This is a genomic window from Neobacillus sp. KR4-4 (genome assembly GCF_042136325.1).
GTDB lineage: Bacteria > Bacillota > Bacilli > Bacillales > Cytobacillaceae > Neobacillus.
Genome location: NZ_JBHHJU010000016.1, coordinates 49,619 through 68,674, shown reverse-complemented (window position 1 = coordinate 68,674; position 19,056 = coordinate 49,619). Strand labels below are relative to the sequence as shown.

Here is a 19,056-nt window from a genome sequence, read left to right as displayed (position 1 = left end):
CCTACTATTTAACAGATCCCATCATACCGGCAACGAAATGCTTTTGCATGATAAAGAAGATTAGTGCTGCTGGTAAGGTTGCTATTACAATTGCTGTCATAATCATTCCAAAGTCAGGTGAGTAGCTTGAACCTAAGTTTGAAATTAATAGTGGGATCGTCTGGTTTTCAGGTGACTGCAATACAACCAGCGGCCATAAATAACTGTTCCAGCTTGCCATAAAGGTTATGATCGCCGCAGCTGCGTAAGTGGTTTTCATGGTAGGAACATAAATCTTAAAGAAACATCCTAATTCCGAGAGGCCATCAATTCTTCCAGCTTCAAGAATTTCTTTTGGAAACATTTTCGTGCTTTGTCTAAAGAAAAAGATCAGGTAGGCGGTTGTAACGGTCGGCAAAATGACAGCTGCGATTGTATCAATCCCAATGATCGAGAAGGATTGTGAGATGGAAGCAAACATTCTAAAGAGCGGTACCATCAAAGCCGCAAAAGGAATCATCATTGAAACTAGTAATATATTAAACACAAAATCCTTTGATTTACTTTTATAAATTTCAAATCCATATCCCGCCAAAGATGCAACCAGCATCGCAAGGATGGTTGTTAATACCGAGATTTTAGTTGAATTGATTAATGCAGGCACAAGATCAACAGTGTCCAGAAGATTGCGAAGGTTCTCCATAAAGTGACTGCCGGGAAGCATCCTTCCTTGCGTTACATCAACAGACTTGTTTGTCGAGCTTACAATCATCCATAAAAATGGAAACACAGAGACAATCGCTGCGATGGCTAGAACGGTATAACTGAATGTATTTTTTAGCTTACTCATTTTTATCACCTGCCGCTTTAAACTGAATGATCGAGAAGATAACAATCATAATTACGATTGCATAAGAGACGGTGGCTGCATACCCAAAGTCCGGAGTATATTTAAACGATAAGTTATAGATATACTGAGAAATAGTCATTGTTGCATTACCCGGACCACCCTTAGTAATATTCATGACCTCGTCAAATAACTGCAGTGTACCAATTGTTGAAGTGATTGATGTAAATAGAATAATCGGCTTCAACATTGGAATGGTTATTTTGAAAAACTGTTGAACTGGCGAAGCGCCATCGATTCTAGCTGCTTCATAGATGGACTCATCAACGTTTTGAAGAGCAGATAAATAGAAAATCATGTTGTAACCGGTCCAACGCCAAGTAATCGCCACAATAATCGCGATTTTCGCCCAAAAAGGATCGGTAAGCCATTGGATGGGTTCTGAAATGATTGCAACTTTCATTAACATCATATTAATAATTCCATCTTGTCCAAACAAATATTTAAAGATGACCGAATAGGCAACAAGTGAGGTTACACATGGTAAGAAGATGGCTGTACGAAAAAAGCCCTTAAACTTTAACGCTTTATTATTTAGTAGAACCGAAAGAAATAAAGCTAGTAAAATCATAACCGGTACTTGAATGATTAGATAAATGACTGTATTTTTTACCGTGGTTAGGAATGTTGGGTCTTTAAATAACCGCGTATAATTATCGATACCTGTAAAGGTTAGATTTGCACCAACACCTGTTTGAAAGGATAAAATAAGAGCCTGAATCATTGGGTAGAAGTAAAATAAAAGAATCATTACGGCAGCGATAATAACAAATGACCAGCCAATGATATTATTTTTCAGCCGAGTTTTGCGGCCGCCGGAATTTGATTTTAGAAAGGCTTGAGTGTGGTTTTCTTTCGCTGTTATCAATTCTAGTCAACTCCTTACATTGTGAGTTTAAGAAAAGAAAACGCCTCAGAAAGTCGCCTGATGGATCAGTTAGCTCCAATACATGAATGGCAGAGCCGGCGAAATTCTAAGGCATAATCTCTTTAAAAGTAGATTGTTACTTGTTGTGTTATTTAATTTGTTCTTCTGCTTGCTTTTGAGCATCCTCTAATACTTTATCTAGATCTTTACCTTTAAGGTAATCTTGCATTCCAACAGCTAAAATGTCTTCAATGGCATATGTGTGCATACCATAGTTAACTTGAGGAATTTTCTCTGTCCAAGCAGCAAAGTCAGAAACTACTTTTTGTCCTCCGAAGAAATCATCCGCAGCTTTATAAGCTTCGCCTTCAGCAGCTGGCTTGTAAGTACCAATAGCGCCCATTTCTTTATTTAATGTCTGATAAAAATCAGCATTGGATCCAAATGTTTTTCCTAAGAAGTCCGCAGCCTTTTCTTTACCATCGATGTTTAACACGTACCAAGAGCTGCCGCCTAGGTTAGAAGCGTTCACGGAAGTTGCAATGCCAGATTGTTTTGGCATCGGAAGAACCGCCCATTTGCCGGCTTGTGATGCTTCAGCCTTGATGGATGGAGTTATCCAGTTACCAGTTGGAACAGTTGCCACGTCACCGCTGTTAAATCCTGCAACGAATTGACCCCAGTCAGAAACCGGTTTTACTAAATCTGCGTCTAAAATCGCTTTATATGTTTGGAATGCTTCCTTTAAAGCTGCGTTGCCTGCTAAGTCAGGTGTAACGCCGTCGTTCTTTAAGTACCAAGAACCGCTTGTTTGAATCATCATACGAATAAGACCAAGGTCTTTTGGATCCTGTGTAAGCATTGCTTTCCCAGTTGCTTCTTTAACCTTCTTACCTACTTCAATGTATTTATTCCAGTCCATGTTTTGTAAATCTGCGACTTTGTATCCCGCTTTTTCCAAATAGTCAGTTCTTACATATAGTCCCGTTACACCTGTATCAAATGGAAGGCCATAATTTTTGCCATCCAAGCTGGTAGGGGCAATTTTATACTGTGCGAAATCATCCGCTTTAAAAGAACCCGTTAACTCATGGAACATATCTGGATACGCTTTAAGGAAGCTTTGCGCCCGATAATCTTCAATTAATACAATATTCGGCAATCCCTTTGTAGTCCCAGAACTTAAGCTGGTATTCAACTTTTGAATAATGTCATCTTGCGCATGTTCAATTACTTTAATGTTTACATCTGGATTCTCAGACTTATAAGCGTCTTTTGCTATATTCATTGCTTTAATGTTGAAATTTGGATCCCATGCCCAAACCGTTACTTCATTTGTATCTTTGCCTTTGTCGGAAGTCTCTTTATTTGATCCCGAAGAACAAGCAGTTAGCATCAGTATACTAACTAAAAAGAGTGCTAGTACTTTTTTCATTGATATTCCCCCAACATCCTATTTTATGTAAGCGTTATCTCACTTACAAATATAATGTTATCACCTAAAAGGACTAAATCGTTAGGACGATATTTTTATTGGATGGTAATATCTTTGTAACATGAACACGCTTCCATTTAATTCATTTGGATTATTTTTAGATTTTATGACTATTTTTACTTTATGGAAATCGGAAGCTCCAGTCGTACCTTTGTCCCTTCACCTAATTCGCTGGATATCGTGACCCCATACTGTTCCCCGTAAATAAGTTGGATCCGCTCATGAACATTCCGGACGCCAATTCCGGAAAACATTTGTTGTTTGCGCTTCGTATTAGGGAGTTTATTTTCAGAAGAAACCTCCATACCATCTCCATTATCAACAACTTCACAGATTAATACATTTTCCTCCTGCCAGACAAGAACATTGATGTACCCGCCAGGCTTATGATTGAAGCCGTGGAAGAATGAATTTTCCATAAAAGGCTGCAAAATCAGCTTAGGTACATGATACTCTATACAATCTGGCGCGATAAAATAGTTCACTTTAATCCGATTACCGTACCTTTTTTGATTAATTAGGACATAATTTTTTAAATTATCTACTTCTTGTCCAATCGTATTTGTCTCACTGACATTGCCAATTGTATTTTGAAGCAAAGAGATCAATGCATTAATGGTCGCTTCGGTTTCTTCTTTACTACCCTGCTGCACCATAAATTTTATGGAAGTCAGCGTATTGTACAAAAAATGTGGATTGATTTGCTGTTGCAGTGCTGCTAATTCCGCATTACGCTTCTGCTTTTGAGATTCTACCAGCTGGTCGACATACTGATGAAGCTCATCCAGCATGGAATTAAAGGCATTGCCAATTTTCATGGTTTCATAGGTGCCGCTTGCAGAGACATATTGATGGAAATTATGTTTTGAGGCATCTTCAATCTGCTTCACCAGACTCGATAATGAATTGGTCAATCTCCTTGTGGCGAGCAGGACAATGATTAATGCCACAAAGACAATTCCCATCGAAATGAGCACAATAGCTTTTTTATCAATTAGGTCTCCGACTGCTTTTTGCTTGTCAATGATATTAAACAAGTACATATCAAAAGAAGGAAGGTACTCCATTGAGATAATTTGATCCTTTCCCATAAAGGAATCAATAATATAACGGTCTGAGCTCTTTTCGATTTTAGTTGCATAGCTCAGAAAGCCCTTTGGTGCTTGTCCAATGAGCTTTGACAGATTGCTCGACACAATGACACCATGCTTGTCTACAACAAACACATTATTCCCGGGACCTGTATAGCTTGTGAAGAACCTTCTAAATTCACGTTCATCAAACGCAAAAAACATTGAACCATAAACCGTACCGTTGATTCGCTCCATTAGCACCTTTGATGCAACAATGAACTGGCGATTCGTTCCATCCTTCCGCATGTCCAATTGGTAGATCAGCTTCTTCGGCTGCTTAAACGTATTACTAGTAAGGACACTAGTCCTTAACTCTTCATCTGTTATTGGCCAGTACGTACGATCCGTTGCAAAGCTGAACCCGTTTCGGCCCATAACAAAAATGCTTTCCTCATAAGCATCTAAATTGGTTTCGATCCGCTTTAACTGTTGACCTGTATTAAAATAGGCATTTAACTTCTCTTTATTGCTAAATTCCTCCGACATCAGAACTTTTTTAATTGTAGTGCTTTGAAGGAGATTGTTCGATGCAAGAACGACTGAATAATTAAAGGATTCGAAGCTCTCCTTTACCTGATTCATTACTTTTGAGTTCGTCACGCTAAACTTTTTAATAAAAAATTGCTCCGACATCCGAATGGTTGTCCATGTAATCGTGATCGAAACTGTGATAATCATCAATACTGTAATGAAAAACATAACGATAAATAAACCGTTATGTTTAAAACGTTCGGGAATCAATCTCATAATTCACCATCTCTTATCTTAGTTTTTGCTGTCTTTTGTATTGGCTTGGAGACAATCCCTTGATTTTCTTAAAAACTTTACAGAAATAGCTATGATCCGAGTAACCTACCATTCCACTAATTTCGGAGATCGATTCCGTTCCCTCCATAAGCAGCTTCGTCGCTTCCTCAATCCGGATTCGATTTAGATATTCGATGAATCCTTCCCTGCTATGTGTTGAAAAATAGTTAGAAAGGTATGATGGATTAAAATGAAAATGCTTTGCCACGCCTGTTAAGGTAAGCGGCTCGGCATAGTGTTCTCCAATATACTCCATTAATTTTTTTATATTGATATCTTCCGGCTCGCTTTGCACCGAAAAAATGCATTTTTTCGCTTCTTCAATAAAATGATTCAATAATTCAACTGTAGCCGTTGCTGAAGGCGCTTCATCAATCGATCGAAAATAGGAATACTTCGCATTTTCCAAATCAGATACATCATATTTCATATTACTTAGGAGAATGGTAATGTTGAAAATAATGTTGCCAAAGAAAGCTTTATATTCAAGGACGTCCATCGTATAACAAGAAGACATGACTTGGATATGTTCTTGTAAATACTGAAAGGCTGAGTCAAAATGTTTTCGCTTTAACTCCTCGGTAAACCAATCCAAATTGAATTTTTCAGGTTTAGAAGGCAGGTTAGGGAGATCCTGCACCATTAACAATGGTTGATTGAAAAAATAAAAGCGATAATCAAACAATTTTATAAGACTTTCCTTGTACATGTTCCCTACTAATGAAAGGTCGGTAAACGCCTCCGTCAAAACAAGACTAATTCCCGGAATGTTCTGATCAAGTTGGCGGGCCATTTTAATGGCCTCGGGAAAATTCTCTATATTCATATTCATTAAGTATCCAATGATGTTTTCTTCCAAACTTAAGGGCTCGAGAACAGCTTGGCTTTTGTTATGCTGAAATGCCTCTTCGATTTCCCTTTTGATACTAGTTTTGAATTCTGTACTTTTTTTAGATTGATGGTGGTTTCTTAAATCTACTCCGATTAAACAAAAGTGGCTAAACGGAAAAGCCTGAGATACTAAATCTGGATTATAATTTACTTCATAACCTGAAATAAGTTTATCGATAATCTGCCCAATCGGGAGATTTCCTGTTAATCTTTGGTCCATTTTTTGAAAGGCAGGAATTCGATTAGCGGCCGTTTTCAGTGCCTTTAAAAGGCCTTCTGCATTAAGCTTCGGCTTTAATATATAATCAACAACACCGCTTTGAAAGGTGGAACGGACATAATCGAATTCGCCAAAACTGCTTAAAATAATGATTTCTTTATGAGGATATCTTTCCTTCACAATTCTGGTTAATTCCTCCCCATCCATGATGGGCATCACGATATCTGTAATGATAATATGCGGATCGGTAGCTTCGATTAATTCAAGGGCCTCTTGACCGTTCGAAGCCTCGCCAACAATCATAAAACCCTCTTGTTCCCAATTGATATAGTGCTTAATCCCTTGTCTGATTAACATTTCATCGTCTACAATAAGTGTTCGGCATAGTTCCCCGACTGTCAACGGAATCCCCCCAGAAGATGACCTGTACAATTCGATATTTCAATATTTTAATTATACTATAAACAAACTCAATCCCTTTTCATAAAAATTGAACCAATTAGTTGCACTTTAATTAAACGTTTGATTAGTTTTTTACAACAAAAAAAGATAGCCTAAACGGCTACCCAATTTACTCTACAAACTGAATATTCACTTCAGATTGGCTATTCAATTCCAGATCTTTCGGAATTCGCAAATAGAGAATGCTTTGACCCTCATAAAAACTAGATTGATGTTGAAATAACGAAGGCACACCCGTAAATTGGGTAACCGGAAAGATCTGATTAAAGATGGAGAAATTAAGTTTAGCCTTCTTTGAGTTGTGTAAAGTTAATAGATCCCCTGCTAATGTCAGACGGATTGGGTTTATCACCTTACTGATATCCATGTCATTTACACTTGATCTCGTTCTATAGTACACAGCTTCAATCTTATCATCATTCGTTTTCTTTCTTTCTACAAAAATCTGTGTCGCGAAAAACTCTTCAGTTCCAACTGATAGATTAAGTTTTGGCTCACGATACTCGAAATCCCATTTTTTCTCTATGAGGTTTCTATCGATTTTAGAAATTTTTCCTGCAACAGCTGCATCGAATAAAGTCTTCCCTTCTTTTTCTATGGCGTCGATAGGTGCTTTTTTTAAATCAGCCATACTTTTTCCGTTGATAAACGGAACCACAATTGTACAAATGAGTAATAGTGAGATATATCCTCCAAAAATCCTTCGGGCCCAAGAGCTGGAAACAGACTTCCCCTTGTTATTGACTGTCCTCCTTATACCTTTGGCTGTGAAGATGGAGATAATAACGAGAATAAATAAAATGGGTAATAGACTCCCTATATTCATCATGGTTATTGTTTAACCTCCAATCGGGTTGACAATACAAGGGCACTGGCAAAGACCAGCGTGCAACTAATAATGATTTTGGTCATAAATAATAGGATAGAAGATTCTGTAAAGATAAATCCGAAGAAGTTGCTCACGATCCTTGTATTCCCGCTAACCCCGCCAAGAAACAGGGCACCGAAAAATAACGCCGGCACTAGGACAACGAATACTTTATGAATCTGGACAAGCGTTCCGAGCAAATATCCGAGCGCACAAAATAGGAAAATATAAAGGCTTGTTGTGCAGATGCCTAATATAAATTCATTAAGTGAACCCGCTGCACTTGTACTAGCAACCATAAGTTGACGATCAAAGATATACATTATCACCTTCAGTAAATTGGGTGACAGCATGGCTGCCAGCCCGCCAATGATGCTTGCTGTCAGCAAAAACAGTATATTAGAAAGGTTATGGCTTAGTCGGTTAGTGACAAAGGTGAAGTCATCATTCCGATACGCTTTTGTCGTAATGATGTTCGCTATGATAAACCCCCATAGCATGGTGAAGAAAGCCACCAAATCAGCCGAATAATAATGAACCTCCACCTCAAGTGTTTCACTGCTTGATCCCGACATGCCCACGCCGTTTAGTGAAAAAAGGATTGCCAGCAGTTGGAGAAAAACAAGGTTCCAAAACACCTGAACATAGGCCTTCAGTTTATAGGAATATTGTTTTTTCACAATAGAAGTTAGACTAACCGTGGTTAAAGACATCATCAATTCCCCCTTCGGTTTTACTAGTTAGATAGACACACAAGTCACTAGCAGAAACTGGTGAAAGCTCAATCCCAGCGATACGAGCCCTCTGCACTTCTTGCTCAGAAAACTGATTCCTCACGACAACGTACGATTGGTCAAGACCGATGGACTTTGTGTGAATGATTTCTTTATCTACTGTCCATTCATTGAGGATAGCTGTCTTTCCTTGCGTTCCAATCGACCACTCCTTAAAGTCTTCTGACGGGAGATGAAGATGCTCTTTTCCTTCTTTAATTAAAAGGATATCTTCAAGTAAATCCTCAACTTCATTTAAATGATGGCTTGAAATAATATTAGAGCGTGGATAGGAGATATAGTCTTTGAGCATAGCACGATAAAAATCATTTCTGACTCCTGCATCCATCCCCGTGGTCGGTTCATCAAAAAATGTTAATGGGCACCGGGCAGACAATCCTAAGATGCTATTGAAGGTGCTTTTCATTCCCTTTGAGAGGTCTTGATAATAGTGTGATGGGTTAAAAGAGAAATAGTCAAAAAGACGATTAGCTAACTCTGAATTCCAATTTTCATAAAAGTTTGCCGCGACAACTAGGATTTCCTTAAGATTTAATGCTGCAGGCAGATTCATTTGGTCATGAATAAAGATAATGTTGGCCGAAACCATTAGATTATTAAATGGCTTTTCGGAGAACACCTTTATCTCGCCAGATGTCTCCTTTAGATGGCCTGCAATGATTTTTAGAAGTGTTGTTTTCCCTGATCCATTTCTTCCAATCAGACCGGTAATTTTATTTTCTTCGATACTAAATGACAGGTTATTTAATGCTTTATTTCTTCCGTACTTTTTGGTCAATCCATTGCATGTAATAACACTCATTTCTCTTCCCCCCTTAAGTCTGCCGCTTTAATCATTTCAATTAATTCTCCTTTACTTACGCTTAATCGTTCCGCTTCAAGAACAATTTCCTGAACTAACTTTTTTAACGTTTCATTCTTCCGTTTGGTCAGGATCATTTCTTTGGCAGCGCTGGTTACAAACATGCCCAAACCGCGTTTTTTATAAAGGATATTTTCATCCGCTAATATGTTGAGCCCTTTTGCAGCGGTCGCTGGATTAATATTAAAGATTTCTGCCAGTTGGTATTGAGAGTATATCTTTTGATCACTTTCAAAATTACCATTCAGAATCTCACGCTCAAGCCACTCCGATATCTGTAGATAAATCGGCTTGGTCCCATCCAAATTAAGATTCAAGCTATCACTCCTCTCCCAACATAGTGCATTAGTGTTGTAATGCAGTATATAATAATTGGAAATAAAAAACAATGGGCTAATTACCAATATTTTCATTTTGCGTCATCATTTGGTGTCAGGCACCATAAAAAGACATTTGTCAATGAGTGGTGCCTGACACCCTTTTCTGTTACTATTTTTGATAGTATTATATTTTCAGATTGTTCGATTTGAGTAGAGGATTGAGGGAAACTGCGTATGTTACGGAATAAGAATGTTTGGATTTTGTTGACAGGGGAATTTATCGCGGGGCTTGGTTTGTGGCTCGGTGTGATTGGTAATTTGGAATTTATGCAAGAGAAGCTCCCATCAGACTTCTTAAAATCGCTTCTTCTTGCTGCAGGCTTGCTTGCCGGGGTTGCGTTTGGCCCCTATGCAGGCAGACTTACCGACCAAGTAAGTAAGAAAACGGTTATGCTTCTGGCAGGATTTGTAAGGGCTGTCAGTGTTGTCTTCATGTTAATTGCGATTGCAACAGGTTCGATCTGGTGGATGGTTGTGTTTCTTGTCTTGCTGCAAATTTCTGCAGCATTTTATTTTCCAGCACTACAAGCAGCCCTGCCACTTATCGTGTCCGAAAAGGATTTGCTTCAACTAAATGGTATCCATATGAATGTTTCAACACTTTCCCGTATTATCGGCACAGCGGTAGCTGGAATTTTGTTGGTTATTCTGCCTTTATCGATGCTTTATGTTGGTTCTCTCGTAGCGTATATAGGTTTATTTATCCTAACTTGGTTCTTAAATATTGATGAATCAAAGGATCTTCTGATAGCAAAGAAAAGCCGCACTGAAAAAACAAACTTTAAAGACGTTTTTCCAATTATTAAAGGTCTGCCAATTGTCTTGATGACGCTTATCATGACTCTCATCCCGGTCCTCTTTCTTGGTGGATTTAACCTTGTGGTTATTAACATTAGTGAACTCCAAGACAGTTCAGCCATAAAAGGCTGGATTTACACAACAGAGGGAATCTCTTTCATGCTTGGCGCTTTTCTCATTAAGTTGATTAGTGGCCGGATATCCCCCTACATCATCTTATTTGCTTGTTCGTTTTTGATTGGGGGTTCCCAGCTGCTTCTCTATTTAGCTGATGTACCGGTATTATCTGTCGTGGCTTTTGCCTTTTTTGGATTTTCTGTCGGCTGTTTTTTCCCGACAGCTGCGACCATTTTTCAAACAAAGATACCAAAAGAGTTCCATGGCCGCTTTTTTTCATTTAGAAACATGCTAGACCGTGTTACCTTTCAGATTGTCCTGCTCATTAGCGGCTTTCTCCTAGACCTAATCGGCCTACAGCTTATGTGCGTACTGTTCGGCGGCATATCTATAATCATGACCACACTCTTTTATACCAGGCATAAATACCTTCAATCCCGCCCAGTCAAACAAAACACATAACAACAAACAGGCAACATCCGACATATTGGATGTTGCCTGCTTTATAGATGAGCGTCCTCCCTGAGAGTACAAATGTCCACGAGCGGTGCCTGACACCACTAATGACTCCATTAATGTAACACCACTAATGTAAAACCACTAATGATACCACTAATGACTCCACACTTATATCAGCCGTTTAAAAATGGGTGGTGGAATAGATGGGCTTTAGTTCTTTTTCGGGTTCTATGTATGCTTTCGCGCTATTGACGGCGGTGGGGCCTTCGGAGAATCCGCCCGCTATCAGGTGTAGTTTGTTTTGGTAGTTTGCGACGTCTCCAGCTGCAAAAATACCCTCGATATTGGTTTGCATCCTACTGTCCACCTTGATGTTTCCGTATTCGAATTCTAATCCCCATCCCTTGATAGGGCCTAGGTCAATACAGAAGCCATGATTGACGAGAACTTCGTCCACGTCAATGATCTGAGTGTTGTTTGTTTCAATATCCTTTACGGTAACACTCTCAATTCGACCGTCCTCCCCATGTAACGCATCCAAAACATGCGGTGTCAAGATGGTCGCAGTTGATTTCCGCAAGTTACTGATGTTTCTCTCAAGTCCAGAAAACTCATGCCTTCGATGCACCACGGTAATATGACGTGCAATCGGGAGCAGCTCGTTCGCCCAATCAACAGCCGAATTACCACCACCAGAAATAAGCACATGTTTGTCTTTGTAGTCATTGAGCTTTTCGACTGCATAACGCAGGTTACGTCCTTCATATTGATCAGCATGTTCTACGTCAAGTTTGGCACTTTTTAATGTACCGAATCCAGTCGCTAAGATAATAGACCTGGTATGGTGTTTCTCACCATTGTGACTTGTTAAGAGGAACGTCCCATCTGCTAACCTTTCTAACCCGACTACTTGTTGATTTAAAACAATTGTCGGATCAAAGGTTTGCGCCTGTTCTACTAGCTGTTTAATTAAGTTTTCTCCTGAAACAGCCGGTATCCCGCCAATATCGCGGATCACCTTTTCTGGATAGAAGTAGGAAACCTTTCCCCCTAAGTATGGGAGAAACTCAATTATTTTTGTTTCCATCTCTCTCATTCCACAATAAAAAGCGGTAAATAAGCCAACTGGGCCACCACCGATAATGGTAACATCGTATAATTTCATTTCATCCCCCATCCCATCTATCCCATTTCACTAGAAATTCATGATTTTTCGATTGTCTAACTCCGGCGCTTTTTCAATTAAATCATAGCAAAGACAGACTGGTTTCTTCGTCCGTGGATCTTTAACAATTTCAGCATCGATTTGAAAGACCATTTTTAATACATCAGGTGTCATGACTTCGTCTGCGGTTCCCTCTTTGATAATTGTTCCCTTACTTAATGCAACCATATGATGGGAAAACCGTGACGCATGGTTCAAATCGTGAATGACCATTACAATTGTCCGGCTTTGTTCCTTATTTAATTTTTCTAGCAGCTGTAAAATCTCTAGCTGGTGCGCCATATCAAGGTAAGTGGTTGGCTCATCAAGCAGCAAGAGATCCGTTTCTTGGGCAATGGCCATGGCGATCCAAGCGCGCTGCCGCTGGCCGCCGGAAAGAGCATCAACTGGATGGTCAGCAAATTGACCAAGTCCGGTAACCTCTAGCGCCCATTCAATCACCTGTCTGTCGTTATCTGTTAGTCTGCCAAAGCCACTTTGATGTGGGGATCGTCCAAATGAAATCAATTCATAGACTGTTAATCCATTGGGTGCCTCGGGGCTTTGCGGAAGAACAGCCATTTTCCTAGCGATTTCTTTTGTTGGGACCTTGTGAATCATCTTTCCATCTAAATAGACGATTCCAGATTTGGCTGCATGGACACGTGCTAATGTTTTTAATATGGTAGATTTCCCACAGCCATTGGCGCCAATAATCGTGGTAATCTCCCCTTTTTTTATGTGTAAATTCAAGTTTTCAACGATTATCTTGTCTCCATAACCAATCTGAAGATTCTCGGTAGAAAGTGAAACCACAATCCGTTCCCCCTTTTTTTATTTGGCTTTCATAAGTAAGAAAATAAAATATGGTGCACTAAATATTGCCACTACAATTCCAACCGGTATTTGGGTTGGGGCAAGCAGGTTTTTGCCTATGGTGTCTGCCAATAAAAGCACAAACGACCCTAAAACGGCAGTAAGCGGCAAAAATAACTGGTGCTTTGGCCCAATTAATCGTTTCGCAATATGCGGAGCAACTAAGCCTAGAAAAGCAATTCCTCCCCCAGCCGCGACACTAAATCCTGCTAGCGCCACTGCTGCTAGAAGCAAGATTCTTCTTTCTTTTTCTACATGAATGCCTAAGCCCGTCGCGACCTGGTCACCTAAATTCATAATATTAAGGATGTGTGCTTTGTATAAAGCAAAAGGAATAAGCAGCAAAATTAACGGGGCGAGAATGGCGACAAATTTCCAATTCGTTCCCCAAATATCACCAGAAAGCCAGACAGCTGCCTGCATGAAGTCTTGTGGATTCATTTTGAGCTGAAAAATTACAATGGCAGCACCAAATCCTGAATTCACACCAATTCCGACTAAAATTAACCGAACGGGATCAATTCCCTTTTTCCATGCCAATACGTAAATTAGAAAAGCCGCAAGTACGGCTCCTAGTAAGGCGAACAATGGCATTAAGAAAATGCCGAGTGTGCTCACACTGTTCATAGAGCCTTGAAAAAAGTAGATAAATAAGATGACCATGAATCCGGCTCCTGTATTTATCCCTAATATTCCAGGATCCGCCAGTTCATTTTTGGTCACACCTTGTAAAATAGCGCCAGAGACTGCTAGTCCTGCACCAATTAATAGAGCCAAAACCATTCTAGGTAACCTAAAATCAATTAAAACGAGTTGGTCACGGGCCGTTCCCTGCCCCATTAATGTCTTGAAAACATCGATGGGTGCAATCCGCACGACTCCAAGGTTTAAACTTATGATAAAAGTGATAATAGTTAAGATAAATAAAAGACTAATTAGGACGATAAATTTTTTCTGTTTTGCTTTCGATTGGTGCATTACAGCCCTCTCCTTTCCCCACGAGCCAGGTATAAGAAGAAAGGAACACCGAGTATCGCAGTTACGGCTCCTACTGGAGTCTCAAACGGGGCATTCACCATTCTTGCTGCAATATCAGCAAGAACGAGTAACAATCCTCCAAGTACAGCGGAAATTGGAATAATCCAACGGTAATCTGAACCAATAATGAATCGGGTAATGTGTGGAATCACCAGTCCGATAAAACCTATAGCACCGGCTATCGATACAGCAGCACCGGTTAGTATTAATACAACAATCACACCGAGTGATTTTACTAAAAGTGTATTTTGTCCAAGCCCTTTAGAAACTTCTTCTCCTAGGCTTAGGATGGTGATTGATCTTGAGATATAAAGGGCGAGTAATAATCCAAATCCTCCTGTGATCAATAGAATCTTAACGGATTCCCAAGTAACCGTTGTTAATCCTCCTGCATACCAAAAGCTCATGTCCTTTGCCACTTGTGTATGGAGAGCAATGGCGCTTGAGAATGCACTTAGCATCGAACCCACTGCCACCCCGGCCAGGGCGAGTTTTACTGGGGTCAATCCTCCCTTTGAAAAAGCTCCAATCGTAAAAACGAGGATTACGCCAAGACCTGCCCCTACAAAGGATGAAAAGGCCAACCCCATCATTGTGGCGGTTGGAATAAAGGCAAGGGTGATGACCAATGCAAAAGCTGCCCCATCTGTCACACCCATGATGGAAGGAGAGGCGAGAGGATTACGTGTTAAACCTTGCATTACCGCACCCGAAACAGCAAGGAATGCCCCAACTAATACAGCGCCGATCGCTCTTGGCATCCGAATTTCTTGAATAATTTGATGCGTGGTCATGTCAGGATTAAAATGGGAGACAGCCTCCCAAACAGTAGCCATTTTTATATCCGCTGCACCGTAAGCAATAGATAATCCCATTGAAATTAGGATTAGTATCATTCCGGCGATTAATACGAAGGTCCCTTTAATGGATGTTCTTAAACTTTTATGATGAAGAGCTAACGAATCGCCTTCGTGCTGCTTTGCTTTTCCAGTCAAAAACTAACACCTCTATCTGATAAAAAACGAAAAATTGGGTATATTATTAAATCGGTAATAAAAATAGCAAAAGAATTGATAATCATTATCATTAAGTATAGAGAGTAACCACTTATTTTTCAATACGTTTACAGTATAAAAGCAACTCCCAGATTTATCCTTCAAACATTTTTCACAAATTTACCTATATTAAAGAGGTTTGTTGATTGACACTTCAAATGAAAATGATTATCATTACCATTATAATAGGTATTCACGATCATAGGAGGTTTATTCATGCTTAAAAAGCGCTTTTATTTATCTTTTACGCTATTACTGATGTTAATTTTGGTAAGTGCTTGCAGTAATTCTGATAATACAAAAACAGAAAAGACTACAGAAAAGGGAAATGCAGAGGTGACATTAACAGATGCGAAGGGTGAAGTGACAATCCCTGCTAATCCAAAACGAATCATCGCTCCTTATTTAGAGGATTCACTCGTGGCATTAGGGGTAAGACCTGCTGCACAATGGTCAATAGGTGATACGGTCTTAGATTATTTACAGCCAGAGTTAAAGGAAGTGCCCAAAATCGGCTGGGATCTCCCTCTAGAACAAGTAATCAACTACAACCCAGATTTAATTATCTTCAGTTCTCCAAATGCCATTCAAAAAGGACAATATGAAGAGTATAAAAAAATCGCTCCTACCTACGTTTATAAGGACGAAGTATATGCTGATTGGCGTAAACAACTGACCCAAATGGGTGAAATCTTAAGTAAACAGAAAGAAGCAAAAGAGGCTTTAGCCAATTACGATACGAAAGTAGCAGATGCGAAAACAAAAGTTCATGATGCTATTGGCGATGAATCAGCAGCTATTCTTTGGGTTATGGCCGATAAGTTTTATTTAATGGAAAACAATCGTTTCAGTGCCAATGTCCTTTATGGGGATTTAGGCATTAAACAACCTGCATTCGTTGAAAGTCTTGGCGGAGCTGCTATCCAGTGGGATCCAATTGCTCTGGAAAAATTTCCAGAAATCAAAGCAGACCACATCTTCCTTCTCAGCAAAAAAGGCGAGGCTGGGTTAGATATTTTAGCAAAAAGCTCCATCTGGAACGGTCTTGATGCCGTAAAAAATGGACATGTATATGAAATGAATGACCCTAGCAACTGGACTATCAACGGTCTAAAAGCAAGTGAAAAAACAATTGATGAAGTAGTAAATGCCCTTAAAAAGTAATAGTCAAAATGCCAGAAAGGCGTCATCCAATGTTAGGATGACGCCTTTTACCTTCTATCAATCCTCCAATACATTGAGCTTCATCAATGACAACGGAACGGAAATCCAAAGCCAAAGCAGCTGAAATTTAACCCTGAGAATTTCAGCGGGTGTCAGGCACCACAAAAAGACAAACGTCCACACATGGTGGACGTTTGCGGGATTGGCCAAAGCATCTTAGGAAACACGCTTTAAATGTTTAAATTGCCCTTTGGATAGTACTGATTTTTCGAGCCGGTGAGCCATGATTCCTGCTAAGACTGCTAAGATGATGTCCTTTGGCAGAGGCACTATCATCCATAACCAAGCCATTTTGTAAGTAAATCCTTCTGGTGCAGCTGCCCACAGCTTGTAGGCAAAATACATCCAATTGGTACCGAAGAGGTAGTTCACAGCCATTCCGATTAGGGACGCAATAATAAAGGCTGGCACAGTTTTCTTCTTTTCAACGATTTTACCAATAATAAACGCTGTGAAAATATACGATAAAATAAAGCCGAAGGTGGGACTGAAAAATGTGGAAGGTCCTGCACCAAATCTAGAAAAAACAGGAACGCCCACAAGTCCTACTAGCATATAAACAATCATAGCTATTGATCCTAAGCGGCTCCCCAAAATAGCACCTGCTAAAATAGCAAAGAAAGTTTGCAGTGTAATTGGAACTCCGCCCACCACCATAAAGGGGACCAAAGAGGTGATGTTAGCCCCTATTGCCATAAGCGCCACAAACATTCCCACTAGCGTTAAATCCAACGCTCTTAATTTACGATTCATACTCCCACCCCAATAAATTGTTATAACTTTAAAATAAAGGGTGACGCCCTATATTGTCAACTATTTCTAATTTAGGGTTAACAATAAAAAGTGTCAGGCACCAAAGAGGCTCCCTATCCTCTCCACACGGACAAAATGTTAGATTTGTCCACGCATGGTGCCTGACACCCACTTCCAACACTTATTTACTTCGTTGTAATATCCTTCAGGATGGCGTAGCCATTGTTTACTTTTAGGTTTGCAAGTATTTCTCCTTTTGCTGAGGCTTTTTCCCATTCTGTGCCTGTGTTGTCCTCAAGGTAGTAGTTATCCAAACCGTATCGGATAATGGCAATTTCTTGGCCTTGGTTGTCTTTATCGATATAGCTGATCGTTCCATTGAGGAATTCTCCCTTATTCGGTTTAGTAAGGGTGACTTTAATAGGTGTGTGGACCCCATTCTTTTTCTTCATTAGAACGTATACCTCAAACTCTCCACCACGGTCCTGTAATCTTGTGAGCACTGGTTGTTCCAACAATTTTATCGGCACCTCTTCTGCTTCATACCTTAGAGTCACATAATCGCCTCTAAATACATCAGATGGATCCAATGGTTTCGTTTGAAGAATCATTTCTTCGCCCGTTAACAGGGTATAAAGGGGCTTGACGCACATGCCTAATAGAATGAGCACAGGCACGCAACAAGCTAATACTAACTGTTTTGCCCGCTTATTCATGCACATTCACCCCTTTTTTCCTTTGTTTTTCAAAATAAAAGCCGAAACCTAGCAACAGGATTCCTCCGATGATAAAGACAAACGATTTTGGTAAAAACTCAAGGGATAAATCAAGGTAAAAACGGAAAATCATTACGCAGAGTATAATGATACTGAGCAGGCTTCCTCTATTGATTAAATACAATACATAAATCAGGTAGAGGATAGAAAAAGGAATATACAGCCAATCGAGCGGCCAGCTATCTTCAAAGGATAACAACAGTGCGGCCGCACCATGGACGAGGTATCCTAATACAACGTAAGTGTCTCTAATTTTCCCTTTCGAAAGGACAAGTGCGACTCCAATGATCAAATAGATTAGACCGTACACGTAGGCAAAATCATCATAATTATCATACGGATTGATAAAGTAACTAATAATCGTGCTGATAAGTGCCAGCGAAAGTAAGCCATTGACAAAACCAGTCAACTTTGAAAAACCTATTTTTTCATTAAGTATATATATTGCAGCAATCCACAACAGTGTCCAATAAGGAATATTTATACCTTGAAGATATTGCCCATCAAGCATGTATTTGAGGACGAAAAGGGAAGATGCTAGAAGAATCCATTTATCCCGCAGTACCCATGACAATGGCAAGATCCCCAGAGACCACCATAAAAAGGCATTTTGAGAATTGGTTCCGAGATGAAACATTTGCTCGACAAGAAAAATTCCCGCACCAAATACCAGACAGCCTAAATAATAAAGGCTCCTTGACGTCTTTGGAAAGTTCTTCTCCATTTTATACCCCGCAAGATTACAGGCCGCAAACAAAACGATGATTAAAAGAAGTTTCACTGTTCTTCCTATTTCATCCCAATTGCTTGCGATAAAACTGAGCACACCAGCTCCAATTAAAACCGTTCCAACATACAAAAGCGTTTTCGTAAATGAAAGTTTTTGAACCTCGTAAATTTCTTCTATCTCATGGGCCTTGCTTGCTGGCAGAATCTCTGAATCTTCTAGGTACTTAAGCTCACGCTTTAAAAAATTCAACTCATTTTGTTTTATAATACGCTTCGTCAACCATCCCACCCCTTTTCGTATCTACTTTTTATAATTGCTCCCCTACAGCTATTTCCAAACAATTTCTATACAATTAAGTTT

The 19,056-nt window shown here is 39.7% G+C and carries 18 protein-coding genes; 2 read left to right on the top strand and 16 right to left on the bottom strand.

The features are described from left to right. Positions 1–4: 4 nt before the first annotated feature. The 9 genes from ACE198_RS16825 to ACE198_RS16785 all read right to left on the bottom strand — a co-directional run bounded on the left by ACE198_RS16825 (position 5) and on the right by ACE198_RS16785 (position 9,603). Positions 5–829 carry a carbohydrate ABC transporter permease gene (locus tag ACE198_RS16825; RefSeq protein ID WP_375376328.1) on the bottom strand — a complete coding sequence of 275 codons (825 nt, stop codon included), beginning with the start codon at positions 827–829 and terminating at the stop codon, positions 5–7. Further along, positions 822–1,685, bottom strand: coding sequence for a carbohydrate ABC transporter permease (locus ACE198_RS16820; RefSeq protein ID WP_285851361.1), 864 nt, complete (start codon positions 1,683–1,685; stop codon positions 822–824). The genes ACE198_RS16825 and ACE198_RS16820 overlap by 8 nt, the downstream gene beginning before the upstream one ends. A gap of 217 nt (positions 1,686–1,902) precedes the next feature. Further along, positions 1,903–3,189, bottom strand: a complete 1,287-nt coding sequence (locus ACE198_RS16815) for an ABC transporter substrate-binding protein (protein WP_098570997.1) — start codon at positions 3,187–3,189, stop codon at positions 1,903–1,905. A gap of 176 nt (positions 3,190–3,365) precedes the next feature. Then, positions 3,366–5,129, bottom strand: a complete 1,764-nt coding sequence (locus tag ACE198_RS16810; protein WP_375376327.1) for a sensor histidine kinase — start codon at positions 5,127–5,129, stop codon at positions 3,366–3,368. Positions 5,130–5,142: 13 nt separating this feature from the next. Beyond that, a complete protein-coding gene (locus ACE198_RS16805) occupies positions 5,143–6,702 on the bottom strand; it encodes a response regulator transcription factor (protein ID WP_375376326.1) in 1,560 nt (519 codons plus the stop codon). Between the two features lie 169 nt (positions 6,703–6,871). After that, entirely contained in the window at positions 6,872–7,591 is a 720-nt protein-coding gene (locus ACE198_RS16800) for a hypothetical protein (protein WP_375376325.1), read from the bottom strand. A 2-nt stretch (positions 7,592–7,593) separates the two neighbouring features. Then, on the bottom strand, positions 7,594–8,343 hold the full coding sequence (locus ACE198_RS16795) for a hypothetical protein (RefSeq protein WP_375376324.1): 750 nt from the start codon (positions 8,341–8,343) through the stop codon (positions 7,594–7,596). After that, positions 8,324–9,226: an ATP-binding cassette domain-containing protein gene (locus ACE198_RS16790; RefSeq protein WP_375376323.1), complete on the bottom strand. Its 903-nt coding sequence runs from the start codon at positions 9,224–9,226 to the stop codon at positions 8,324–8,326. The genes ACE198_RS16795 and ACE198_RS16790 overlap by 20 nt, the downstream gene beginning before the upstream one ends. Then, positions 9,223–9,603 (bottom strand): GntR family transcriptional regulator, encoded by a 381-nt coding sequence (locus tag ACE198_RS16785; RefSeq protein ID WP_375376322.1) that lies wholly within the window; start codon positions 9,601–9,603, stop codon positions 9,223–9,225. Before ACE198_RS16785 ends, ACE198_RS16790 begins: the two co-directional genes overlap by 4 nt. 237 nt (positions 9,604–9,840) lie before the next feature. Between ACE198_RS16785 and ACE198_RS16780 the strand changes: the two genes are divergently transcribed. Continuing rightward, complete coding sequence (locus ACE198_RS16780) at positions 9,841–11,043, top strand: MFS transporter (RefSeq protein WP_375376321.1); 1,203 nt, start codon at positions 9,841–9,843, stop codon at positions 11,041–11,043. 178 nt (positions 11,044–11,221) lie between these two features. Here ACE198_RS16780 and ACE198_RS16775 read toward each other — a convergent pair whose 3' ends face one another. Genes ACE198_RS16775 through ACE198_RS16760 form a run of 4 tightly spaced genes read right to left on the bottom strand, consistent with a single transcriptional unit; the run spans position 11,222 to position 15,054 of the window. Continuing rightward, positions 11,222–12,217: an NAD(P)/FAD-dependent oxidoreductase gene (locus ACE198_RS16775; protein ID WP_098571005.1), complete on the bottom strand. Its 996-nt coding sequence runs from the start codon at positions 12,215–12,217 to the stop codon at positions 11,222–11,224. Between the two features lie 18 nt (positions 12,218–12,235). Continuing rightward, the gene (locus ACE198_RS16770) at positions 12,236–13,060 is read right to left on the bottom strand and encodes an ABC transporter ATP-binding protein (RefSeq protein WP_098571006.1); all 825 of its coding nucleotides are present in this window, start codon (positions 13,058–13,060) and stop codon (positions 12,236–12,238) included. Positions 13,061–13,078: 18 nt separating this feature from the next. Next, positions 13,079–14,098: a FecCD family ABC transporter permease gene (locus ACE198_RS16765; RefSeq protein ID WP_375376320.1), complete on the bottom strand. Its 1,020-nt coding sequence runs from the start codon at positions 14,096–14,098 to the stop codon at positions 13,079–13,081. After that, positions 14,098–15,054 carry a FecCD family ABC transporter permease gene (locus ACE198_RS16760; protein ID WP_375376366.1) on the bottom strand — a complete coding sequence of 319 codons (957 nt, stop codon included), beginning with the start codon at positions 15,052–15,054 and terminating at the stop codon, positions 14,098–14,100. Before ACE198_RS16760 ends, ACE198_RS16765 begins: the two co-directional genes overlap by 1 nt. 375 nt (positions 15,055–15,429) lie before the next feature. On the opposite strand from ACE198_RS16760, the gene ACE198_RS16755 reads away from it, so the two are divergent. Next, entirely contained in the window at positions 15,430–16,377 is a 948-nt protein-coding gene (locus tag ACE198_RS16755) for an iron-hydroxamate ABC transporter substrate-binding protein (protein WP_375376319.1), read from the top strand. A 216-nt stretch (positions 16,378–16,593) separates the two neighbouring features. Here the strand turns inward: ACE198_RS16755 and ACE198_RS16750 are convergent, their stop codons facing one another. The 3 genes from ACE198_RS16750 to ACE198_RS16740 form a co-directional block, all read right to left on the bottom strand. Next, positions 16,594–17,190 (bottom strand): biotin transporter BioY, encoded by a 597-nt coding sequence (locus tag ACE198_RS16750; protein WP_098571009.1) that lies wholly within the window; start codon positions 17,188–17,190, stop codon positions 16,594–16,596. Positions 17,191–17,375: 185 nt separating this feature from the next. Then, complete coding sequence (locus tag ACE198_RS16745) at positions 17,376–17,906, bottom strand: GDYXXLXY domain-containing protein (protein ID WP_251461328.1); 531 nt, start codon at positions 17,904–17,906, stop codon at positions 17,376–17,378. After that, a complete protein-coding gene (locus tag ACE198_RS16740; protein WP_375376318.1) occupies positions 17,899–18,975 on the bottom strand; it encodes a DUF2157 domain-containing protein in 1,077 nt (358 codons plus the stop codon). The genes ACE198_RS16745 and ACE198_RS16740 overlap by 8 nt, the downstream gene beginning before the upstream one ends. Positions 18,976–19,056: the final 81 nt, after the last annotated feature.